Source organism: Sphingopyxis sp. 550B, assembly GCF_057401805.1.
The window spans coordinates 2,916,860-2,938,150 of the sequence record NZ_CM171610.1 but is presented as its reverse complement, the minus strand read 5'-3'; the positions used below and the strand labels follow the sequence as shown (position 1 = coordinate 2,938,150).

20 protein-coding genes and 2 pseudogenes are annotated in these 21,291 nt (G+C 67.1%); 10 read left to right on the top strand and 12 right to left on the bottom strand.

Annotated features, from left to right (window positions below; all coding sequences use genetic code 11):
* The first annotated feature begins 19 nt into the window (after positions 1-19).
* Positions 20-478 (top strand): PaaI family thioesterase, encoded by a 459-nt coding sequence (locus AC2S9W_RS13795; RefSeq protein WP_076075337.1) that lies wholly within the window; start codon positions 20-22, stop codon positions 476-478.
* Between the two features lie 205 nt (positions 479-683).
* On the opposite strand, the gene AC2S9W_RS13790 is transcribed toward AC2S9W_RS13795, so the two are convergent.
* Positions 684-1,340: a carbonic anhydrase gene (locus tag AC2S9W_RS13790; RefSeq protein WP_104959665.1), complete on the bottom strand. Its 657-nt coding sequence runs from the start codon at positions 1,338-1,340 to the stop codon at positions 684-686.
* Between the two features lie 63 nt (positions 1,341-1,403).
* On the opposite strand from AC2S9W_RS13790, the gene lipA reads away from it, so the two are divergent.
* Together lipA and AC2S9W_RS13780 are read left to right on the top strand one after the other, a co-directional pair.
* Positions 1,404-2,339 carry a lipoyl synthase gene (gene lipA, locus AC2S9W_RS13785; protein WP_104960347.1) on the top strand — a complete coding sequence of 312 codons (936 nt, stop codon included), beginning with the start codon at positions 1,404-1,406 and terminating at the stop codon, positions 2,337-2,339.
* 2 nt (positions 2,340-2,341) lie between these two features.
* A complete protein-coding gene (locus tag AC2S9W_RS13780) occupies positions 2,342-2,824 on the top strand; it encodes a type II toxin-antitoxin system RatA family toxin (RefSeq protein ID WP_486571028.1) in 483 nt (160 codons plus the stop codon).
* On the opposite strand, the gene AC2S9W_RS13775 is transcribed toward AC2S9W_RS13780, so the two are convergent.
* Positions 2,764-3,324 (bottom strand): CinA family protein, encoded by a 561-nt coding sequence (locus AC2S9W_RS13775; protein ID WP_067106607.1) that lies wholly within the window; start codon positions 3,322-3,324, stop codon positions 2,764-2,766. The genes AC2S9W_RS13780 and AC2S9W_RS13775 overlap by 61 nt on opposite strands.
* Positions 3,325-3,326: 2 nt before the next feature.
* Positions 3,327-4,505, bottom strand: coding sequence for a bifunctional 2-C-methyl-D-erythritol 4-phosphate cytidylyltransferase/2-C-methyl-D-erythritol 2,4-cyclodiphosphate synthase (locus AC2S9W_RS13770; RefSeq protein ID WP_067106606.1), 1,179 nt, complete (start codon positions 4,503-4,505; stop codon positions 3,327-3,329).
* Between the two features lie 97 nt (positions 4,506-4,602).
* Between AC2S9W_RS13770 and dusB the strand changes: the two genes are divergently transcribed.
* The 7 genes from dusB to hflX all read left to right on the top strand — a co-directional run bounded on the left by dusB (position 4,603) and on the right by hflX (position 14,262).
* Positions 4,603-5,601: a tRNA dihydrouridine synthase DusB gene (gene dusB / locus AC2S9W_RS13765; protein WP_067106604.1), complete on the top strand. Its 999-nt coding sequence runs from the start codon at positions 4,603-4,605 to the stop codon at positions 5,599-5,601.
* Positions 5,598-6,689, top strand: coding sequence for a two-component system sensor histidine kinase NtrB (locus tag AC2S9W_RS13760; protein WP_067106602.1), 1,092 nt, complete (start codon positions 5,598-5,600; stop codon positions 6,687-6,689). The genes dusB and AC2S9W_RS13760 overlap by 4 nt, the downstream gene beginning before the upstream one ends.
* Positions 6,686-8,116 (top strand): sigma 54-interacting transcriptional regulator, encoded by a 1,431-nt coding sequence (locus AC2S9W_RS13755; protein ID WP_067106600.1) that lies wholly within the window; start codon positions 6,686-6,688, stop codon positions 8,114-8,116. The genes AC2S9W_RS13760 and AC2S9W_RS13755 overlap by 4 nt, the downstream gene beginning before the upstream one ends.
* Positions 8,117-8,232: 116 nt before the next feature.
* Positions 8,233-10,524 (top strand): sensor histidine kinase, encoded by a 2,292-nt coding sequence (locus tag AC2S9W_RS13750; RefSeq protein ID WP_076075345.1) that lies wholly within the window; start codon positions 8,233-8,235, stop codon positions 10,522-10,524.
* Positions 10,514-11,893 (top strand): nitrogen assimilation response regulator NtrX, encoded by a 1,380-nt coding sequence (gene ntrX / locus AC2S9W_RS13745; RefSeq protein WP_067106596.1) that lies wholly within the window; start codon positions 10,514-10,516, stop codon positions 11,891-11,893. The genes AC2S9W_RS13750 and ntrX overlap by 11 nt, the downstream gene beginning before the upstream one ends.
* A gap of 532 nt (positions 11,894-12,425) precedes the next feature.
* Complete coding sequence (gene hfq, locus AC2S9W_RS13740; RefSeq protein WP_067106641.1) at positions 12,426-12,920, top strand: RNA chaperone Hfq; 495 nt, start codon at positions 12,426-12,428, stop codon at positions 12,918-12,920.
* Between the two features lie 4 nt (positions 12,921-12,924).
* A complete protein-coding gene (gene hflX / locus AC2S9W_RS13735; RefSeq protein WP_104959664.1) occupies positions 12,925-14,262 on the top strand; it encodes a GTPase HflX in 1,338 nt (445 codons plus the stop codon).
* Between the two features lie 168 nt (positions 14,263-14,430).
* On the opposite strand, the gene AC2S9W_RS13730 is transcribed toward hflX, so the two are convergent.
* The 9 genes and pseudogenes from AC2S9W_RS13730 to metG form a co-directional block, all read right to left on the bottom strand.
* Complete coding sequence (locus AC2S9W_RS13730; protein WP_104960183.1) at positions 14,431-14,643, bottom strand: hypothetical protein; 213 nt, start codon at positions 14,641-14,643, stop codon at positions 14,431-14,433.
* Positions 14,643-16,284: pseudogene (tnpC, locus tag AC2S9W_RS13725) on the bottom strand (IS66 family transposase). The gene AC2S9W_RS13730 and the pseudogene tnpC overlap by 1 nt, the downstream one beginning before the upstream one ends.
* Positions 16,285-16,316: 32 nt before the next feature.
* Positions 16,317-16,685: an IS66 family insertion sequence element accessory protein TnpB gene (gene tnpB, locus AC2S9W_RS13720; RefSeq protein WP_486571027.1), complete on the bottom strand. Its 369-nt coding sequence runs from the start codon at positions 16,683-16,685 to the stop codon at positions 16,317-16,319.
* The gene (tnpA, locus tag AC2S9W_RS13715) at positions 16,682-17,026 is read right to left on the bottom strand and encodes an IS66-like element accessory protein TnpA (protein ID WP_486571026.1); all 345 of its coding nucleotides are present in this window, start codon (positions 17,024-17,026) and stop codon (positions 16,682-16,684) included. The genes tnpB and tnpA overlap by 4 nt, the downstream gene beginning before the upstream one ends.
* A 108-nt stretch (positions 17,027-17,134) precedes the next feature.
* Positions 17,135-17,915, bottom strand: a pseudogene (gene mazG, locus AC2S9W_RS13710) (nucleoside triphosphate pyrophosphohydrolase).
* 61 nt (positions 17,916-17,976) lie between these two features.
* Positions 17,977-18,156 carry a hypothetical protein gene (locus AC2S9W_RS13705; RefSeq protein WP_067106587.1) on the bottom strand — a complete coding sequence of 60 codons (180 nt, stop codon included), beginning with the start codon at positions 18,154-18,156 and terminating at the stop codon, positions 17,977-17,979.
* Positions 18,153-18,917, bottom strand: coding sequence for an MBL fold metallo-hydrolase (locus AC2S9W_RS13700; protein WP_076075358.1), 765 nt, complete (start codon positions 18,915-18,917; stop codon positions 18,153-18,155). The genes AC2S9W_RS13705 and AC2S9W_RS13700 overlap by 4 nt, the downstream gene beginning before the upstream one ends.
* A gap of 13 nt (positions 18,918-18,930) precedes the next feature.
* The gene (locus AC2S9W_RS13695; protein WP_076075360.1) at positions 18,931-19,707 is read right to left on the bottom strand and encodes a TatD family hydrolase; all 777 of its coding nucleotides are present in this window, start codon (positions 19,705-19,707) and stop codon (positions 18,931-18,933) included.
* Positions 19,707-21,281 carry a methionine--tRNA ligase gene (metG, locus tag AC2S9W_RS13690; protein ID WP_076075363.1) on the bottom strand — a complete coding sequence of 525 codons (1,575 nt, stop codon included), beginning with the start codon at positions 21,279-21,281 and terminating at the stop codon, positions 19,707-19,709. Before metG ends, AC2S9W_RS13695 begins: the two co-directional genes overlap by 1 nt.
* Between the last annotated feature and the right edge of the window lie 10 nt (positions 21,282-21,291).

Below are 21,291 nucleotides of genomic sequence, written 5' to 3'. Positions count from 1 at the left end.
GCATGATGGGGGAACCGGCATGAAAGGGGAAGCGGCGTCCGCCGCAGAGCCGATTTCGTCGCACGCGATCCGCATGGACGCGGCGGCGCTCAACGCCTTCATGGCGGAGGCTTTCCCGCATTCGCGCCCCGGTTCGCGCGGACATGTCGTGTCCGTCGCGCCGGGGCATGTGCAGGCGCGGCTCGATCCCAATGAACAGGCGTTGCGTCCGGGCGGGCTGGTGTCCGGCCCGACCCAGATGGGGCTCGCCGACATGGCCGCCTATGCGCTCGTCCTCGCGCATATCGGCCCCGTCGCGATGGCGGTGACGAGCGCGCTCAACTATCAGTTCCTGCGCCCGTGCCGCCCCGGCCCGGTGATGGCCGACGCGCACATGCTGCGGCTCGGCAAGCGGCTGGCGGTCATGGACGTGCGATTGTGGACCGACGATCCCGAACGGCCGATCGGGCAGGCGAACGTGACCTACGCGATTCCGTGAGCAGCGGGAACGCCGCGACAAACGGCTTTCCTACATTGCTCCGCCATGCCAGCATGATGATGACTTTACATCGACCCCCTTGCGTCATTGCGAGCGAAGCGAAGCAATCTCCAGCTATCGTCCTGCGATCCCGATAGCCGGAGATTGCTTCGTCGCTACGCTCCTCGCAATGACGGGGCGGATCGATCCGATATCCTCAAGATCTCTAATCCACCGCCGCAACCGGCACCGGGCTGAACTCCCCGGTCGCTTCGTCGAGCAGGTGGAGGATGCCGTCGCTGACCGCGAACAGCGCGCCGCGCAGCTTCAGCGTGCCGCGCTCCTCCTTCTGGCTGATGCAGGGGAAGGTGCGCAGATTGTCGAGACTGACCTTCACCGCCGAAAATTCCATGTCGCGCCGCGCGCCGTTGCTGTGCAGATCGTCGTGGCGCGCGCGCACCGCCGCGCTCGCCTCGTCGAGCATCGAGATCCAGTCGGCGATGAAGCCGCCATGCCCGGGCTCGGTGCCTTCCATCGTCCGGTGCAGCGCGGCATGGCAGCCGCCGCAAAGCCCGTGGCCGAGAACGACGATCTCCTCGACATGCAATATCTGGACGGCGAATTCGAGCGCGGAGGACACGCCGTGGCGGCCCGGCGTGGTTTCGAAGGGCGGCACGAGCGCGCCGACGTTGCGGACGACGAAAATCTCGCCAGGGTGGGTGTCGAAGATCTGCGCGGGTTCGACCCGGCTGTCCGAACAGGCGATCACCATCACCTTGGGCGATTGCCCCTCGGCCAGCTGCTCCCATCGCTCTCGTTGCTCTTTCCACCCTGTAGCGCGGAACCGGGCATAGCCATCGAGCAAATCGGCAAAGTGAGTCATGGGCGCGCCTTAAACCGAAGATGCGGAGTTGAGAAGAGCGGGCCACGCGATTATGTGAGCGCGATGACCGCACCCGCACAGCCCGCCCGCCCTTCGACCCTGCGCCCGCGCAAGCCCGACTGGATTCGCGTCAAGGCGCCGACCAGCCCCGGCTATGCCGAGACGCGGCGCCTGATGCGCGACCTCAACCTCAATACGGTGTGCGAGGAAGCGGCCTGTCCGAACATCGGCGAATGCTGGACGAAAAAGCACGCGACGGTGATGATCCTCGGCGACACCTGCACGCGCGCCTGCGCCTTCTGCAACGTCAAGACCGGCATGCCGCGCGCGGTCGATCCGTTTGAGCCCGAACATGTCGCGATCGCCGCGGCGAAGATGGGGCTGACGCACATCGTCATCACCTCGGTCGACCGCGACGACCTGCCCGATGGCGGCGCGAGCCAGTTCGTCAAGGTGATCGAGGCGCTGCGCCGCGAAACGCCGACGACGACGATCGAGATTCTCACCCCCGATTTCCGCAACAAGCCCGACAGCGCGGTCGCGGCGATCGTCGACGCGCGTCCTGACGTCTACAACCACAATCTCGAAACCGTCCCGCGGCTTTACCCGACGATCCGCCCCGGCGCGCGCTATTACGCCTCGCTGCGCCTGCTCGAAAGCGTCAAGCGCCGCGACCCGTCGATCTTCACCAAGTCGGGCGTCATGCTCGGCCTCGGCGAGGAAAGGATGGAGGTTCATCAGGTGATGGACGACATGCGCAGCGCCGATATCGACTTCATGACGATGGGCCAGTATCTTCAGCCGACCCCGCGCCATACGAAGGTGATCGACTTCGTGACGCCGCAGGCGTTCGACGCCTATGCCCAGATCGCCCGCGCCAAGGGGTTCCTCCAGGTCGCCTCGTCGCCGCTCACCAGGTCGAGCTATCACGCCGGCGACGATTTCGAGCGCATGCGTGCGGCGCGCGAGGCGCAGCTGGCGCGTGCGGCCGCCGACTGACCTTGCCCCGGCACCACGAAACCCGCGAACTGCCCTACAGCGCCGAACAGATGTTCGCGCTCGTCACCGATATCGCGCGTTACCCCGAATTTCTGCCATGGGTCGTCGCCCTGCGCGTACGCAGTCAGGACGAGCACGCGGCGCTCGCCGACATGATCGTCGGCTTCAAGGGGCTGCGCGAGAGTTTTTCGTGCCGGGTCGAAAAGCATCGGCCGACCCATGTCGCGGTCCTTTATATCGACGGACCGATGCGCCATCTCGACAATGAATGGCATTTCGCGCCGCTCGACGGCGGCGGCTGTCGCGTCGATTTCCTCGTCGATTTCTCGTTCCGCAACCGCGTCTTCGAAACGCTGGCGGGACAGATGTTCGACAAGGCGCTGCGCCGCATGATCGCGGCGTTCGAGGACCGCGCGGCGGTCCTTTACGGCGCGGGAAGCTCGATGTCGTCGGACGACGGTCGCAGCGAGTCCTTCTCGGGCTGAAGCAGGTCGAGCGCGAACAGCGTCGCCGCGTGGCGGATCGCGGCGCGTTCGGTCGACTGGAAACGCACGACCTGCGAGAAATAGTCGTCGGGGTCCTGCCCGCGCAGCGCGCGCGCGAACACGACCTGTCCGACCGGCTTCTTCTCCGACCCGCCGCCGGGGCCCGCGATGCCGGTGATTGCCACCGCGACGTCAGCGTCGCTATTGGCGAGCGCGCCCGCCGCCATCGCCCACGCGGTCGCGAGCGACACCTCGCCGAAGGTTTCGAGGATTTCGCTGCTGACGTCGAGCTGGCGCTGCTTGGCATCGCCCGAATAGGTGATGAAGCCCGCGGAGAACACGTCGCTGCTCCCCGCGATATCGGTCAGCGCCGCGCACACCATGCCGCCGGTGCAGCTTTCGGCGACCGCGACCCGGCGCTCCGCCGCGCGATTGGCGGCCAGAACCGACGCGGCGACCTCTTCACGCGCGACTCGGCGCGTTTCATCGACAGGCTGCAAGATCAATTCTCCGGAAGTTGTAACGTAGCGACGGCCTGCGCGGCGATCCCCTCTCGGCGGCCCGCAAAACCCAGCCGCTCGGTCGTTGTCGCCTTCACACTAACGCGATCGGGCGAAACCGCAAGGATTTCCGCGATCCGTTCGCGCATCGCGGCGCGGTGCGGGCCGATCCGCGGCGCCTCGGCGATGATCGTCAGGTCGGCGTGCGACACCCGGCCGCCGCGCGCCGCGACGCGCTCGGCGGCAAAGGCCAGGAAGCGCGACGAGGCGGCTCCGCGCCATTGCGGGTCGCTCGGCGGGAAATGATCGCCGATGTCGCCTTCGCCCAGCGCGCCGAAGATGGCATCGGTGAGCGCGTGGAGCGCGACGTCGGCATCGCTGTGCCCTTCGAGCCCGTGGCTGTGCGCGATTTCGATGCCGCCGATCCACAGTGGCTTGCCCGCCGTCAGCCGGTGCACGTCATACCCCATTCCGACCGCGGTCCGCATACGCCCCTCCGTTTCCAGCAGCCCCGACAGGATCGTCAGATCGGCGGCATAGGTCAGCTTGTGCAGCCGCGCATCGCCCTCGACCGTTGCAACGCGGAGCCCGAGCCGCCGTACGAGTTGCGCATCGTCGGTCGCGTCGTTCGCCGCCGCGGCGACATGCGCGCGGCGCAGGGTGCCGAGCCGAAAGGCCTGCGGTGTCTGGACCCGGGCGAGCGCGCTGCGGTCGACGGTCGCGCCCGCTTCGCTCCCGCCATGTTCGACCAGCGTGTCGGGGACCGGCAGCGTCGGGATCGCGGCTTCGGCCGTATCGAGCGCGGTCAGCAGCCGGTCGATCACGCCGGCCTCGACCCCCGGCCGCGCCGCGTCATGGACCAGCAGCGGCGTCTCGTCGGGCTCGTCCGCCAGCGCCGCCAGCGCGTTCGCGACCGAATCCTGCCGTTCGGCGCCCGGCGCGGCGATCGTCCAGCCGCGGGGCAGGTCGCCCGCCGCTGCGGCGACGGCACCGCTCGCCACCAGCACGCCCTCCGCTATGGCCGGATGTGCGGCGAAGGCGTCGAGGCTCCAGCGTAGCACCGGCTTGCCGCCCAGCGTCTGCATCTGCTTCGGCTGGTCGAATCCGGCGCGGGCGCCCTGGCCGCCGGCCAGCAGGATCGCGACGGCGCGCGGCGCGGGAAGGGGAGCCGACTCGGTCATGACGCGCGCCGGTTAGCGCAGCCGCCGCTTGCGGGAAAGCCGCTAAGCGTGTAGGTGGCGTGCTCATTTTTTAGGCAATTCGACGAAAGCATCCGCCATGGCGCCGTTGCGGCCCATCCAGATCGGCCCGATCCGCATCGAGGACCCCGTGATCCTCGCGCCGATGACCGGCGTCACCGACCGGCCGTTCCGCACGCTGGTGCGCCGTTACGGCTCGGGGCTCAACGTCACCGAGATGATCGCGAGCCAGGCGGCGATCCGCGAGACGCGCCAGTCGATCCAGAAAGCCGCTTGGGACCCGGTCGAAGAGCCGGTGTCGATGCAACTCGTCGGCTGCACGCCTTATGAGATGGGCGAGGCGGCAAAGCTGGCCGAGGATCGCGGCGCGGCGATCATCGACATCAATATGGGCTGCCCGGTGCGCAAAGTCACCAACGGCGACGCAGGATCGGCGCTGATGCGCGAACCGAAACTCGCCGCCGCGCTGATCGAATCCTGCGTGCGGGCGGTGAAGGTTCCGGTTACCGTCAAGATGCGCATGGGCTGGTGCCATGACAGCCTGAACGCGCCCGAACTTGCGCATATCGCGGAGGATATTGGCGCGCAGATGATCACCGTCCACGGCCGCACGCGCAACCAGATGTACAAGGGCACCGCCGACTGGAGCTTCGTCCGCAAGGTCAAGGATGCGGTGTCGGTCCCCGTTATCGTCAACGGCGACATCTGTTCGGTCGCCGACGCGCGCGCGGCGCTAGCGCAGAGCGGCGCCGACGGGGTGATGATCGGCCGCGGCGCCTATGGCCGCCCGTGGCTGCTCGGCCAGGTGATGACGGCGCTGCGCGGCGAGGGCGAGCGCTCTGATCCCGGCATCGACGAACAATATGCCGTCATTACATCGCACTATCGCGCGATGCTCGACCATTATGGCGAGACGACGGGTGTCAATATCGCGCGCAAGCACCTCGGCTGGTATGTCAAGGGGCTGCCCGGTTCGGCCGAGTTCCGCAACAAGGTCAATCAGATTCCCGACAGCCGCGGCGTCCTCGACGCGCTCGCCGCCTTCTATGGCCCCTTCCTCAGCAAGGCGGCGGCGTGACCGCGCTCACGTCGAGCATCCCCAGCTTCGATCATGACGAATTCATCCAGTCGCACCCGGTCGCGACCCTGCTGATCGACCGCGGCGGTGTGGTGCTGTTCGTCAACGCCGCCGCCGAACAGCTTTGCAATACTGGGCGGTCGGCGATGGTCGGGCGCCGCATCCATGACGTCATCGCCCTCGACCGCGGCTATCGGCAGCGGATGAACGACCCCGCGACCGCGGCGCTGTTCGCGCACCGGGCCGAGATCGCGGTCGGTGGGCGCCGGACGATCGTCGTCGACATGCAGATGGTGCCCTATGGCACAGCGGGGCACCGCATCCTGGCGCTCATTCCTTCGGACAGCGAGGCCGAACTGATGGGCGGCGCGATCGGCCGTTCGGGCCGCGCCGCGGGCGCCGCTGCCGCGATGCTCGCGCACGAGGTCAAGAACCCGCTCGCCGGCATCAAGGGCGCGGCGCAGCTTCTCGCGCGGCAGGTCGATGCGGGCGGCGAACGTTTCACGACGCTGATCTGCGCCGAGGTCGACCGGATCGCGACATTGATCGACCAGATGGAACATATCTCGCGCGGCGGACCGCTCGCCTGTTCGGCGATCAACCTCTATCCGCCGATCCATCAGGCGATGGAAACCGCGCGCGCCCGGCAATTCCCCGGCGTTCGCTTCACCGAGGATTTCGACCCGTCGCTGCCGCTGGTGCTCGGTAATCATGACGCCATGGTTCAGATATTGCTCAACCTCGTCACCAACGCGTGCGAGGCGCTGGCGGGGCGCGACGACGGGGTGGTGCGCATCGCCACCGCCTATCGCCACGGCCTGTCGATCGACAATGGCGACGGGCGCGGGCGCATCGCGCTGCCGATCGAACTCAGCGTCAGCGACAATGGCCCCGGCGTGCCGATGGACATGCGCGGCGACCTGTTCGCGCCCTTCGTGACCACCAAGCGCGATGGGCGCGGCCTCGGCCTCGCGCTTGTTGCCAAGCTGGCGCGCGACATGGGCGGGACGGTGCAGCATGTCCGCGACGGCGACTGGACGCGCTTCCGCGTCCATCTGCCGGCGGCCGGGCGGAAAGGGACGCCATGACGCAGGCACGCACGGCGGGCGGCAAGACGATCCTGCTGGTCGAGGACGATCCGGCGATCGCGTTGATCGTGCGCGAGACGCTGGCCGGGGAGTGCGCCCATTTCGCATCGGTGACCGGCATCGCCGAGCGCAACGCATGGCTGGCCGAGAACCGCCCCGACCTCATCATCACCGACGTGGTGCTGCCCGATGGCGACGGCATCGATTCGCTGCCCGGCGCCGGGGTCGACCCGCTGACGCCGGTGATCGTGCTGTCGGCGCGCAACACGCTCGACACTGCGGTGCGCGCGACGGGGATCGGCAGCTACGACTATCTGCCCAAGCCTTTCGATCTCGACGAACTGACCGCCAGCGTGCGCGCCGCGCTCCAGCGGCGCGTGCTGCCCAGCGAGCGCGTCGAGCCGGCGACCGACGACAGCCACGGCCTCGTCGGCCGCGCCCCGGCGATGCAGGCGGTCTATCGCACCATCGCGCGGCTCGCGACCAACGACCTCGCCGTGCTGATCCTCGGCGAATCCGGGACCGGCAAGGAGGTCGTCGCGCGCGCGATCCATGCCACCGGGCTGCGGCGCAAGGGCCCGTTCGTCGCGATCAACATGGCGGCGATCCCGCGCGAGCTGATCGAGGCCGATCTGTTCGGCCACGAAAAGGGCGCCTTCACCGGCGCGACCAGCCGCAGCGCCGGGCGGTTCGAGCAAGCGGCGGGCGGCACGTTGTTCCTCGACGAGATCGGCGACATGCCGATCGAGGCGCAGACGCGGCTGTTGCGCGTCCTCCAGACGAGCGAATATTCAACTGTCGGCGGCAGCCAGGCGCTTCGGGCCGATGTGCGCGTCGTCGCCGCGACCCACCGCGACATGCGCGCGCTCGTCGCCGACGGACGGTTCCGCGAGGATTTGTTCTACCGGCTCAATGTCATCCCGGTGACCCTGCCGCCGCTGCGCGAACGGCGCAGCGACATCGCCGCGCTCGTCCGCCATTTCGTCGAGGCGGGGCGTCATGCCGGACTGCCCGACCGCCAGTTCGCGCCCGCCGCGATGCAGTTGCTCGAACGCCACGACTGGCCGGGCAATGTCCGCGAGCTCGGCAATGTCGTGCAGCGCCTCGCGGTGCTGTCGCGCGACACGGTCGTCACCGCGCACGACGTCACGTCGGTGCTCCGCGACGACGGGGAGGAAGCGGACGCGGGCACGGCGGAATCGATCGCACGCGCGGTCGACGACTGGGCGCGCGAACAGCTCGCCGATGCGGGCGCGGAGGGCGATCTGCACGCGCGGCTGCTGGCGATCGTCGAGGCCGCGCTGCTCCGCCGCACGCTGCGCGCGGCACGCGGCAACCAGCTCGAGGCGGCGCGCCGCCTCGGCATCAACCGCAACACGCTGCGCAAGCGGCTCGGCCAGCTCGCGATCGACCCCACGCATCCCTGAGCGGGCGCCGCAGCCACAAAATCCCGCGCCGGACCGGGCGGCGGGCGCGCCGGTCGGCAAAAATAACGCAGTTTGTGTGTTCTCTATGCAACAGCTTTGTCGTATCGACGCAACATATGGTGCAGCCGGCCCGCCTCGCCCTCGATATCGATTCGGACGATGCGGCCGCTCGCTCGGGGATCTGGCGCTTTGCCGCGCCCGAATATTACACGCTGGCGGTGATCGCCAGCGTTGCGATCGCGACCTATATCTTCGTCACCGGCGACGCGCAGAGCGAGCGGCTGCTGACCCCGGCGCTGGTCGCGGCGATCATGGTCGCCAACCTTGTGCCGGCGATGGCGCTGATCGTGCTGGTCGGCAGCCGCATCGCCCGGGCGCGCGCGACGCGGTCGATGGGTGGCGGCAACGGTCGCCTCCACGTCCGCCTCGTCGCGCTGTTCTCCCTGATCGCGGCGGTCCCGACGCTGCTTGTCGTGATCTTCGCCTCTTTGCTGTTCCAATATGGCGTCGATTTCTGGTTCTCCGACCGCTCGCGCGGCATGTTCGAAAATGCCGCCAGCCTTGCCGAAGGCTATTATCAGGAGAACCAGCGCGAAGTCGCGGCGAACACCGGCGCGATGGCGAAGGACCTCGGCGCCTTTCTCCAGCGCGCTTCGACCGACGATCCCGGTTTCTCCAACTATTATTTCCAGCAGGTCGTCGTCCGAAACCTGAATGAATCGGCGATCATCGAGATCGGGGTCGACAATGTCGCGCGCACCGCGGCGGCGATCAATCCCGACGACCGCGAGGCGGAGAACCGGCTTTCACCCGCGATCCTCGCCCGGCTCGATGCCGGCGAGGACGTCGTCGTCGTCCGCCAGCCCGACCGGATCGAGGCGGCGACGCGATTGCCGGGGACGCGGCGCGCCTATCTCTACGCATCGCGCGACTTCAACGTGCCCGGGTTCCAGCAATCGCTCCGCGCCAGCAACGTCCTCGCCGACTATAACGACCTGTTCGAACGATCGCAGCAGTTGCAGTTGCAGTTCAACGGCGCGCTCTACCTCGGATCGCTGCTGCTGCTCGCGTTGGCGGTGATCGCGGCGATCGTCGTCGCCGACCGCATCGTCCGGCCGCTCGGCACGCTGATCGGCGCCACCCGCACCGCGGCAGGCGGCGACCTGTCGGTCCGCGTCTCGCCGCCGCGCCGCGACGACGAAATCGCGGTGCTGACCCGCGCCTTCAACCGCATGACCGAACAGCTCGAAGGGCAGACGAGCGCCCTCGTCAACGTCAACGAGCAGCTCGAGGCACGACGCAGCTTCATCGAGGCGGTGCTGAGCGGCGTGTCGTCGGCGGTGATTTCGGTCGATGCCGATCACCGCATCCTGCTCGCCAACGCGGCCGCGGAGCGGCTGATCGAACCCGATGGCGAGGGGCTGACCGGCCGCCCGCTCGCCGAGGTGGCGCCGGAACTCGCGCGCCTGCTCGACAGCGAGGAGCATGAGGCGATCGTCCAGCTCGCCCGCAAGGATGCCGAGCCCGCGACGCTCGCCGCCAAGGCGGTCGCGCAGGGCGATGGCTTCGTCCTCAGCTTCGAGGACATCACCCAGCAGCTTCTCGACCAGCGCCGCGCCGCCTGGTCCGACGTCGCGCGCCGCATCGCGCATGAAATCAAGAATCCGCTGACTCCGATCCAGCTCGCCGCCGAACGCCTCCAGCGCCGTTTCGGCGACAAGGTCGAGGGCGACACCGCGACCTTCCGCAAGCTGACCGACACGGTGATCCGGCAGGTGCACGACATGCGCCGGATGGTCGACGAATTCTCCAGCTTCGCGCGCATGCCCAAGCCGACATTTGGGGTCGAGGACCCCCGCGACATCCTGCGCCAGGCCGTCTTCCTGTTCGAGGTCGCCAAGCCCGACATCGCCTTTCGCATCCGTACGCCGGGCGAGATAGACCCGCTGGTGTGCGACCGGCGCCTGCTGTCGCAAGCCTTGACGAATATCGTCAAGAACGCGGTCGAAGCTATTGAAGAGAAATACAAGGATTCGACCGAACCGGCGGTGGGCCGGGTCGAGGCGAGCCTCGAGACGACCGACGACGGAGCGGTGCGCATTACCGTCGCCGATGACGGCATCGGCCTGCCGGAGGCGCGCGACGCCATCGCCGAACCCTATATGACGACGCGGCGGGGCGGCACCGGGCTGGGGCTCGCGATCGTCAAGAAGATCGTCGAACAACATTATGGCGAGCTGGAATTCACCGACAATCCGGCGGGGCAGGGGACTTGCGTCACGCTGACGCTGCATCCCGACCGGCTGCGCCCGCTGGCCGGAAAAGGGGGAGGGGGATCGACAGGACAGGCGGAATCGGTTCCGGGCCGCATCCGCACCCGACAGGATAGAGAAGATCATGGCGCTTGATATTTTGATCGTCGACGACGAACGCGACATCTGCGAGCTAGTGGCCGGGGTCATGGAGGACGAGGGCTATGAGGCGCGCACCGCGTCGGACAGCGACGCCGCGCTCGAAGCCGTCCGCCAGCGCCGCCCGTCGCTCGCGCTGATCGACGTCTGGCTCCAGGGATCACGGCTCGACGGGCTCGGGCTGGTCGAGGCGATCAAGGCGTTCGACCCGACGCTGCCGATCATCGTGATTTCGGGCCATGGCGGGCTCGATACCGCGGTGGCGGCGATCCGCCGCGGTGCCTTCGATTTCATCGAAAAGCCGTTCGAGGCCGAGCGCCTGCTGCATCTTGTCGCGCGCGCCACCGAAAGCGAGCGGCTGAAGTTCGAATATGAGCAGCTTCGCGAAAAGGCTGGCCCGGCCGACGAACTGACCGGCACCAGCGCCGCGATCAACAATGTCCGTGCGACGCTGAAGCGCGTGGCGGGGACCGGCAGCCGCGTCCTCATCACCGGCGCGCCGGGAGTGGGGAAGGAGGTTGCCGCGCGCGTCCTGCACGGCTGGAGCGGGCGGCAGACCGCGCCCTTCCGCGTAATCTCGTCGGCACGCATGGACCCCGAGACGGTGGAGGCAGAGCTTTTCGGGACCGAATCGGACGATGGCTCGATCCGTGTCGGCCTGCTCGAACAGGCGCACGGCGGCACTCTGTTCCTCGACGAGGTCGCCGACATGCCGCTGACCACGCAGGGCAAGATCCTGCGCGTGCTGACCGACCAGAGCTTCAACCGCGTCGGCGGACGCACGATGATCCGCGTCGATGTCCGCATCATTTCGGGGTCGGCGCGCGACCTGAAGATCGAGATCGCCGAGGGACGGTTTCGCGAGGATCTCTATTACCGGCTCAACGTCGTGCCGGTGCATATCCCGCCGCTGCGCGAGCGGCGCGACGACATCGCCAGCCTGTCCGATCATTTCGTGCGGCGTTATGCCGCCGACCGCCGCGTCCCCCCGCCGGAGATCAGCGCAGAGGCGATGGCGGCGCTCCAGGCGCACGACTGGCCGGGCAATGTGCGTGAGCTGCGCAATGTGATCGAACGCGTGATGATCCTCGCGCCCAGCGACCGGCTGGCGCGGATCGACGCCGACATGCTGCCGGCCGAGCTGATGCGGGGCGGCACCGATATCCTGCCGCACGCCGAATCGATCACCGCGATCCCGCTCAAGGAAGCGCGCGAGAATTTCGAGCGCGAATATCTGCGCATCCAGATCAACCGGTTCTCGGGCAATATCTCGCGCACCGCGACCTTCATCGGCATGGAACGCTCCGCGCTGCACCGCAAGCTCAAGCTGCTGGGCCTCACCGAGCATCCCGACGGCGACGGCTAGACCCTGATGACTTTGGATTGCCGCGCGGCTTCGCCGCTCGCAATGCCGAGTCCTTCTAAGGCGTGTGGGGATTCATCTTGCAACGGTCCTTTATCGTGTGTCCCCGCGAAGGCTGGGACCCATCTGCGGTGGTTTCGAGATGGAACCGGCTGAAGATGGACCTCCGCCTTCCGCCTATGGCGGAAGTTTATCCTGAGCGCCCGCCCTGCGGGCAGTCGAAGGGCGGGGGGACACGGCTTTGTCGAGACACGAACGGATAAGGGGCGGTGCAGGTTTATGGCACACCGCTCTGGGTGGGCGAACGCGCGCCGGGAACCGTCGCCGACCGGTTCGAAACGACACCGGTCGGGGCGGGCTCTGGCGACAGGCGCGTGCTTCGGACCCGCTTCGCGGGAACATCCCGCTTTTTCCATAGTATAGAGACCACTGGACCTGTGCCGCGCTTTGCCCCATATTGCGCCTGCGAAGATGCAGGCTGCCGGCGCCGCCGGTGTCGCGCTGCGGCTTTTGCCGCCAAGAACAGGAGGCCAATGTGTCCGATAAAACCCAGAATCTTCAAGATCTTTTCCTAAACGCCCTGCGCCGCAGCAAGACCCCGGTGACGATGTTCCTCGTCAAGGGCGTCAAGCTTCAGGGGATCATCACCTGGTTCGACAATTTCTCGCTGCTGCTCCGCCGCGACGGGCAGTCGCAGCTTGTCTACAAGCATGCGATCTCGACGATCATGCCGTCGCACGATTTCGACCTGGCGCTGCTCGGCGACAATGTCCGCGACGCGCCGCCCAGCAAGGGGAAGGCGTTGCAGGACGTGTTCCTGAACGCGGTGCGCCGGTCCGAGGAATCGGTGACGATGTTCCTCGTCAACGGCGTGATGCTGCAGGGCGACATCGTCGCTTTCGACCTGTTCTGCATGCTGCTCGAGCGCGAACGGCAGGTTCAGCTCGTCTACAAGCATGCGATTTCGACGGTGCAGCCGAACGGTCCGATCAATCTGGCCGACAGCGGGGAAGGCGACTCCGGCGACTGATCCGATGGACGACGCCGCACAGGGCGAGGTGACGCGCGGTGCCGCGGCGGTGCTGGTCGTGCCCGAGTGGCACGGGCAGGGGCTTTCGCGCGACCTCGACGCGCGCGTTGCCGAAGCGAAAGGGCTCGCGCTGGCCATCGGTCTCGATGTGGTGGCCGTGCATCCGCTACGCTTGCGCCAGACGCGCGCCGCGACCCTGATCGGCGCCGGCCAGATCGAGGCGATCAAGCCCGGCATCGCCGAAAACGCGGCGCAGCTCGTCATCGTCGACGCGGCCCTGACCGCGATCCAGCAACGCAATCTCGAAACCGAGTTCGGCGCCAAGGTGATCGATCGTACCGGGCTGATCCTCGAAATCTTCGGCGAACGCGCCGCGACGGCGGAGGGGCGGCTTCAGGTTGAACTCGCCCACCTCGACTATCAGGCCGGGCGGCTGGTACGCAGCTGGACCCACCTCGAACGCCAGCGCGGCGGTTTCGGCTTCCTCGGCGGTCCCGGCGAAACGCAGATCGAGGCCGACCGCCGGATGATCCGCAACCGCATGGCGCGCATCCGCCGCCAGCTCGACGATGCGCGCCGCACGCGCCAGCTCCAGCGCGCCAAGCGGCAGCGCGCGCCGTGGCCGGTGATCGCGCTGGTCGGCTATACCAATGCCGGAAAGTCGACCTTTTTCAACCGACTGACCGGCAGTGACGTCATGGCGGAAGACATGCTCTTCGCGACGCTCGACCCGACGATGCGCGAAATCCGCCTGCCCGGAATCGACAAGGCGATCCTGTCCGACACGGTGGGATTCGTCTCCGACCTGCCGACCGAACTCGTCGCGGCCTTCCGCGCGACGCTGGAGGAGGTCACGACCGCCGACCTGATCGTCCACGTCCGCGACATCGTTCATCCCGACACCGACGCGCAATATGCCGATGTGCGCGCGATTCTCGATTCGCTGGGCGTCAATGAAGCAGGCGGCGGCGAAGGGGATGGCGAAGACCGCGCCCCCCCGATCGCGCAGATCGAGATATGGAACAAGATCGACACCGCCGATCCCGAGCGTCGCGCCGAGATCGAGGCGATGGCGGCGCGGCGCCCCGACGTCGCGCCGATCTCCGCGGCGACGGGCGAGGGGGTCGAGGCGGCGCGCGTCCTGATGGCCGCCGAACTGACCGCGCGGCACGAACTGCTGCGTGTGCGCCTGCGCTTCGATCAGGGCGAGGCGATGGCATGGCTGCACGCGCGCGGCGAAGTGCTGGCCGATGAACCGCAGGGCGACGGCCATCTGCTGACCGTGCGGCTCGACCCCGCCGACCGCGCGCGCTTTGAACGGCTGTGGCCTGACCGGCATTGAATGAAACGGCATGCTGCCGGCGGGTTAGTGTGATGACTTTGGATTGACCCACTTTGTCATTGCGAGGAGCGTAGCGACGAAGCAATCTCCAGCTATCGTCCTGCGCAATACCGATAGCTGGAGATTGCTTCGTTACGCTGTACCCATCCGGTGGAGGCCGCGGATCAGCTATGATTGTTCGGCAATGAGGTTGATGAGGCATTCGATGCCGTCAGGCGTGAAGGCCATGGCGCCGCCGTCATCATCGGGCCCGAACACCCAGATCAGCCCGTCTTCGGGTTCCATTTCCGCGGCGATGTCGAAGAGCCACTCTTCGTCTCTGCCGAGCTCCCGCGCGACGAGCGCCAGGGTTTTGACGCTATCGACTTTGTTCACGTCCATCAGGCGGCGATCGCGGCGTGCTTGCTTTGCCAGTTCCAGGGGAGGAGCTCATCGAGCCGGCTGACGGGATGGCTGGCAATGCGGTCGAGCACATCGGCGAGCCAGGCCTGCGAATCGATATCGTTCAGCCGCGCGGTCTGGATCAGCGTGTAGAGGATGGCGGCGCGCTGACCGCCGCGATCGGATCCGCAGAACAGCCAGGCCTTGCGACCGAGCGGCACGCAGCGCAGCGCCCGTTCTGCCGCGTTGTTGGTCAGGCAGACGCGCCCGTCATCGAGGAAGCGGCTGAACGCGGCCCAGCGCCGGAGCATGTAGTTGATCGCCTTGGCAAGGTCGTGGTTGCGCGACAGCTTCCCGAGCTGTTCGGTGAGCCAGGCGTGGAGCTCGGCTAGCAACGACGCGCTCTGCTCCTGACGGAGGGCGAGGCGCTCGGCGGCGCTGCTGCCGTTCACGGCGCGCTCGATATCGAACAAGGCATCGATCCGCTGCACGGCCTCGAGTGCGATCGGATAGATGACACCCGAGCGCTCGCCGCGGCTCTTCTTGCGTGCCGCGCCCTCGACGTCGGCGAGCTCGAAGAACTTGCGCCGTGCGTGAGCGAAACAGCCCGCCTCGAAGATGGGTCCGGGCATACGCCCTTCGCGGTAGAGCTCGCCGTAGCCACCATAGGCGTCGGCCTGCAATATCCCCGTCCAGGACGTGAGATGAGCTTGCGGATGTTCGCCGCGCCGGTCGCGCGAGTAGTGGAACAGCGCCGCGGGCGGATCGGCACCTGCGAACGGCTTGTCGTCGCGCACATAGACCCACAGCCTCGCGGTATCGGTCTTGCCCTTTGCAAGGACCGGCACGGTTGTATCGTCGCCGTGCAATCGCTCGGCGGCGAGGACATGGGCTTCGATCAGGCGATAGATCGGTAGCAGCGCATGGGCACCGCCGCCGACCTGATCACCGAGCGTCGATGTGCTGAGCGGCACGCCCTCGCGGGCGAACCGCTCCGCCTGGCGGTTGAGCGGCTGGTGCTGCCCGTACTTCTCGAACAGCAGCATCGCGAGGAAGCTCGGCCCGGCCCAGCCGCGAGGGAGCACATGAAAGGGCGCCGGTGGCTGGGTGATCTTCTCGCAATCGCGGCAAGAAAACTTCTCGCGCACCGTCTGGGTGACCTTCCACGAACGCGGGATCACCTCGAGCGTCTCGGTGATGTCTTCGCCGAGCTTGGCAAGGCGGCTGCTGCCGCATGCCGGGCAGGAACAGGGGCGGGCACGACGATGCGCTCGCGCGGCAGGTGATCGGGGAACGGCTTGCGGCTCGGGCGCTTGCGCTCGAACGCGGTGACGGACAGGGCCTTTGCGGCGGCGGCCTCGGTGACGAGTTCATCCTCGCTGGCATCGGCCTCGAGATCTTCGAGCTGTAGCTCCATCTGCGCCGGAGACGCTTGCTGCGTTCTGCGCTGGCGCCGTAGGCCTCGCGCTTCAGCTTGGCGATCTGCAGCTTGAGATGGGCGATCATCGCCTCGGTGGCGCTCTCGCGGGCCTTTGCGTTGGCGAGCCGCGCTTCGGCCTCGTCGGCTCTGCGGGTCGCCGCGTTCAGCAGCGCCTTGAGCGCTGCGACGTCGTCCAGAGTGGGCGAAACGGCGGCTTCCATGCCCATGAATGAATCACCATCGGCCCCACCAATCAAGCCCAAAATGCATCATACCGGGCGCTATCCCGCGCTTTGTGGCCGCCAGCTATACTGCGGGTTACGCCAGTCGATCCCGTCGAGCAGACAGGCCAGTTGGCACTCGTCAGCGACACGATCCCGTCCTTCGCCGACGGCCAGATAAAGCGCCCCTTCTCGAGCCGCTTGGCGTAAAGCGACATGCCGATACCGTCATGCCAGATGATCTTGGTCAGCGATCCGGCACGCCCCCGAAAGACGAAGAGATCGCCGCCGAAAGGATCACGCCCCAGGCTCTGCTGAACGAGCAGCGCAAGCCCCTGCATGCCCTTGCGCATATCCGTATGCCCCATCGCTATCCATACCCGCGCGCCGGGCGGGATCATCGCAGCGCCTTCAAGGCCGCGGCGGTCAGCATCGGCGATGCCGATGCCGCAATACTGACCCGGCCGCCGCCGGGCAGCTCGATCAGGATCGCGACGCCCGGCGCGGACGAAGGCGGCTGCAGATCGTCGGCCACCATCGCCTCGGCGAAAACGGGGCCCGGCAAGGCTGCGCGAAACTTGCGCCGCCATATATAGATCAGGCTGGTCGAAACGTCATACCGGCGGCTAACCTCGGCAACGCAGGAACCCGGCGCAAACGCCTCGTTCAGGATCTGAAGCCGCTCATCCTCACTCCACCGCCGACGACGCTCGGGGCCGCTAAACAGCGTTACCTGGCTCATATCCGTCCTTAAGCTCGCTCACACGAGCACGCTTATGAGCGCGCGAAACCGCGACGAACAAGGCGGCTCTCACCGGGCGGATACGTTACGCTCGCAAAACATCGCGCTCTATAGCTCCGACGCCTTGACTGCCTGCCAATGCGCTTCGAGCGCGTCGAGCGGCAGGTCCGCGATGCGACCTGCGGCTCGCGCCTCAACCCCCTGAAAGCGATGCTGGAACTTAGCATTCGCGGCGCGCAGCGCCTCTTCGGCGTCGATGCCCAGATGGCGGGCATAGTTGACCGCCGCGAACAGCAGGTCGCCGACCTCCTCGAAGCGCGCGGCATCGCTGTCGGCCGCCATGACTTCGGCCAGTTCCTCGGCGATCTTGGCGCGTGGCCCTTCGGCGTCGGGCCAGTCGAAGCCGACGCGCGCGGGCGCGCGCCTGCAATTTCTGCGCACGCAGCAGCGCGGGCAGCGACAGCGCGACGCCGTCGAGCGCGCCCCTGGGCCCATCGGCGGCGCGTTCGGCGGCCTTGATCTGCTCCCATTGCTGGCGGACGTCGCCGGTCTGGGCATCGCCGAAGATATGCGGATGGCGCCGTTCCATCTTGTCGGCGATCGCGGTGGCGACGTCGTCGAAATCGAACAGGCCCTTGTCGGCCGCGATCTGGCTTTGAAAGACGATCTGAAGCAGCAGGTCGCCGAGTTCGTCGCATATCGCGGCAGGATCGCCGCCGGCGATCGCATCGGCGACCTCATAGGCTTCCTCGATCGTATAGGGCGCGATCGTCGCGAAATCCTGCGCCAGATCCCATTCGCATCCGCCGTCGGGATCGCGCAACCGCCGCATGACGGCGCGCAGCCGGCCGATGGGGGATGGAGGGGAGCCGGTCGCATCCTGGGGCATATATTTATCCGATAATATATATTATGTTAAATAATATTCGATACGGGAAGGGAGGTGGACCTCACCCCGCGGCGAGCTGATAGGTTCGGATCGCCAGGAATACGAGCGCGAAGATCGCCACCCACGCGAGCCCCATCTTGATCCAGTCGGCCGCCGGCAGCCGCCGCACGACCAGCGCGCTCAGCACCAGCGTGAAGGCCATCGCGAACCACAGGATGTTGGCGCCGGTTTCCATCGTCATAGCTGCACCTCCAACCCGTCATAGCCCGGTTCGACGCCCGGCGGCAATTCGTCCGCCAGTTCGTCATAATCCATCGTGTTGTCCATGTGCGTGATGATCGCGCGCGGATCGCCGACCTTGCGCAATCCTTCGAGCGTCATCGCCAGATGCGGATGCGTCGGGTGCGGATAGCGGCGCAGCGCGTCGATGACGAACAGGTCGACGCCCTGGAAGAAATCGACCATATCGTCGGTAAATCTCGAAAAATCAGTGGCGTAGCCGATCCTGTGCGCACCGTCGCTGAAGATGAGCCCGGTCGCCTTGATTGGCCCGTGCGGCATGTCGATTGCCGACACTTCGATCGGCCCGATCGCCTGATGATCGGCCAGATCGATCGGATCGACCGACGCCGGATAGCCGGCGTTGCCGACAAAGGCATAGGTGAAGCGCCATTTCAATATGTCGAGCACATTGCCGCGCGCATAGGCCGGCACCGCCGAGCCGCGCAGATGCATGATCTGCCGCAGATCGTCGAGCCCGTGGCAATGGTCAGCATGTTCGTGCGTCCAGATCACCGCATCGACCTCGCCCACCCCCGCGTCGAGCAGCTGGAGCCGCATGTCGGGGCTGGTGTCGACGAGCAGCCGGAACCCACCGAGCGAAACGAGGATCGAGGCACGGCTGCGCAAGTTGCGCGCATTGTCGGGGTCGCAGCGCCCCCAGTCGCCGCCGATGCGCGGGACCCCCGACGACGTCCCGCAACCCAGAATCCGCAGCTTCATACGTGGTGCGACGTCATGGCTGCGCCTTGCTGAAAAGACGATAGAAATTTTCGCTGGTCGCGGCCGCGAGCGCGCCGCGGTCCTCGCCGCGCAGTTCGGCAAGAAAGGCCAGCGTATCAGCGACGAAAGCGGGTTCGCCGGGCTTGCCGCGGTGCGGGACGGGGGCGAGGAAGGGGGCGTCGGTCTCGACGAGCAGCCGCTCCTGCGGCAGCCAGCGCGCCGTTGCCTGCAGGTCGGCGGCGTTGCGGAAGGTCACGATGCCCGAGATCGAGATATAGAGGCCGAGGTCGAGCGCCCCGCGCGCAAAATCGTCGCTCGCGGTGAAGCAGTGGATCACGCCGGCGTAGGGCGCCCTGCCCATCTCCTCGCCCAGCAGCGCCAGCGTGTCGGCCTCGGCCTCGCGCGTATGGACGATGATCGGCAGTCCGCTCTGCTGCGCGGCATGGATATGCCGGCGAAAGCTGTCGCGCTGCCGGCCCCGGTCGCTCTTGTCGTAATAATAGTCGAGCCCCGTCTCGCCGATGCCGATCACGCGCGGATGCGCGGCGCGCTCGACCAGCTTCGCGGTGTCGACGTCGGGATGGCCGTCGGCGTCGTGCGGATGGATCCCGACGCTCGCCCAGACGTCGGCGTTCGCCTCGGCCACCGCGAGCACCGCGTCCCATTCGCTCTCGCGCGTCGCGATGTTGAGCATCGCGGTCACGCCGCGCTCGCGCGCGCGGGCGAGCGCCTCGCCCTGCCGCTCGGCAAGCCCCTTGTAATTGAGATGGCAATGCGAATCGACGAGCATCAGGCGGCCGCCTCCTCCCCTTCGGGCAGGTCGAGGCGCGGGAAGATCGGCACCGGCTGGCCGACCGCGAAGCCGCTCGCCGCCAGCGCCGCGAACCAGCCGTCGTCGGCGAGCGCCGCGCTGTCGCGCGCGGCGACGCCCATCTGGTCGAGCAGCCGGTCGGCCGAGGCAGGCACCACGGGACGGATCGCGATCGCCAGCGCGCGCACCGCCTGGAACAGCGTCATCAGCACCGCGCGCATCCGCTCGGGATCGGTCTTGCGCAGCGCCCACGGCGCCTGCGTGTCGACATATTGATTGCACGCGAAGACCGCGCGCAGCCAGTCCTCGATGCCCACCGAGAAAGCGAGATCGCCGAACGCACGCGGCAGCCGGTCGCGCGCCATCACCAGCACGTCGGCCAGCAGCGCCGCATCCTCGGGCGCTTCCTGATAATCCGACGAAACGTCGCCGTCCAGATTCTTGAAAATCATCGACAAGCTGCGTTGCGCCAGATTACCGAAGCTGTTCGCCAGGTCGGCATTGGCGGTGCGCACGATCGCCTCGGCCGAATAGCTGCCGTCGTGGCCGAAGCTCACCTCGCGCAGCAGATAATAGCGCAGCGTATCGACCCCGAAGCGTTCGGCGAGGTCCATCGGATCGACGACATTGCCGAGCGATTTCGACATCTTCTCGCCGCGATTGAGCAGAAAGCCGTGCCCGAACACCTGCTTCGGCAGCGGCAGGCCGGCGCTCATCAGGAAAGCCGGCCAGTAAACCGTATGAAAACGCACGATATCCTTGCCGATCATGTGAATGTCGGCGGGCCAGAAGCGATCGAATTCGCCGTCGCGGTCGGGATAGCCGATCCCCGACAGATAGGTCGTCAGCGCGTCGACCCACACATACATGACGTGCCCCGGCGAATCCGGCACCGGCACCCCCCAGTCGAAGCTGGTGCGCGAGACCGACAGATCCTTTAGACCGCCCTCGACGAAGCGCAGCACTTCGTTGCGCCGGCTTTCGGGGCGGATGAAGTCGGGATGATCGCGATACAGCGCGAGCAATCGGTCCTGATAGGCCGACAGGCGGAAGAACCAGCTTTCCTCGACCGTCCACTCGACCGGCGTGCCCTGCGGCGACAGGCGGACGTCTCCCTCCCCTTCGGTCAGTTCGTCCTCGTCGTAGAAGGCCTCGTCGCGAACCGAATACCAGCCCTCGTAGCGGTCGAGATAAAGGTCGCCGTTCGCCTCCATCGCGCGCCAGATCGCTTGCGACGCCCGGTGGTGCGCAGGGTCCGACGTGCGCATGAAATGATCGTAGCCGATATTCAGTTTGGCGTACATCTCGCGGAAATAACCGGACATTTCATCGGCGAGATCGATCGTCGCGCGGCCCTGATCGCGCGCCGTCTGGAACATCTTCAGCCCATGCTCGTCGGTGCCGGTGACCATCCGCACGTCGCGCCCCTGCGCGCGCTGGAACCGCGCCATGACGTCGGTCGCGATCGCCTCATAGGCATGGCCGATATGCGGGCGACCGTTGGGATAGCTGATCGCGGTGGTGATGTAGAAGGGGATTTTCTCTGCGGACATGCGCGCGCCT

What these genes read in the sequence shown, in the direction of transcription:
- AC2S9W_RS13750 (WP_076075345.1), top strand. Translation starts at nt 8,233, where the DNA reads ATGGTGCAGCCGGCCCGCCTCGCCCTCGATATCGATTCGGACGATGCG.
- ntrX (WP_067106596.1), top strand. Translation starts at nt 10,514, where the DNA reads ATGGCGCTTGATATTTTGATCGTCGACGACGAACGCGACATCTGCGAG.
- AC2S9W_RS13700 (WP_076075358.1), bottom strand. Translation starts at nt 18,917, where the DNA reads ATGAAGCTGCGGATTCTGGGTTGCGGGACGTCGTCGGGGGTCCCGCGC.
- tnpA (WP_486571026.1), bottom strand. Translation starts at nt 17,026, where the DNA reads ATGAGCCAGGTAACGCTGTTTAGCGGCCCCGAGCGTCGTCGGCGGTGG.
- AC2S9W_RS13795 (WP_076075337.1), top strand. Translation starts at nt 20, where the DNA reads ATGAAAGGGGAAGCGGCGTCCGCCGCAGAGCCGATTTCGTCGCACGCG.
- AC2S9W_RS13790 (WP_104959665.1), bottom strand. Translation starts at nt 1,340, where the DNA reads ATGACTCACTTTGCCGATTTGCTCGATGGCTATGCCCGGTTCCGCGCT.
- hflX (WP_104959664.1), top strand. Translation starts at nt 12,925, where the DNA reads ATGGACGACGCCGCACAGGGCGAGGTGACGCGCGGTGCCGCGGCGGTG.
- metG (WP_076075363.1), bottom strand. Translation starts at nt 21,281, where the DNA reads ATGTCCGCAGAGAAAATCCCCTTCTACATCACCACCGCGATCAGCTAT.
- lipA (WP_104960347.1), top strand. Translation starts at nt 1,404, where the DNA reads ATGACCGCACCCGCACAGCCCGCCCGCCCTTCGACCCTGCGCCCGCGC.
- AC2S9W_RS13695 (WP_076075360.1), bottom strand. Translation starts at nt 19,707, where the DNA reads ATGCTCGTCGATTCGCATTGCCATCTCAATTACAAGGGGCTTGCCGAG.
- dusB (WP_067106604.1), top strand. Translation starts at nt 4,603, where the DNA reads ATGGCGCCGTTGCGGCCCATCCAGATCGGCCCGATCCGCATCGAGGAC.
- AC2S9W_RS13755 (WP_067106600.1), top strand. Translation starts at nt 6,686, where the DNA reads ATGACGCAGGCACGCACGGCGGGCGGCAAGACGATCCTGCTGGTCGAG.
- tnpB (WP_486571027.1), bottom strand. Translation starts at nt 16,685, where the DNA reads ATGATCCCGCCCGGCGCGCGGGTATGGATAGCGATGGGGCATACGGAT.
- AC2S9W_RS13730 (WP_104960183.1), bottom strand. Translation starts at nt 14,643, where the DNA reads ATGGACGTGAACAAAGTCGATAGCGTCAAAACCCTGGCGCTCGTCGCG.
- AC2S9W_RS13770 (WP_067106606.1), bottom strand. Translation starts at nt 4,505, where the DNA reads ATGACCGAGTCGGCTCCCCTTCCCGCGCCGCGCGCCGTCGCGATCCTG.
- AC2S9W_RS13705 (WP_067106587.1), bottom strand. Translation starts at nt 18,156, where the DNA reads ATGACGATGGAAACCGGCGCCAACATCCTGTGGTTCGCGATGGCCTTC.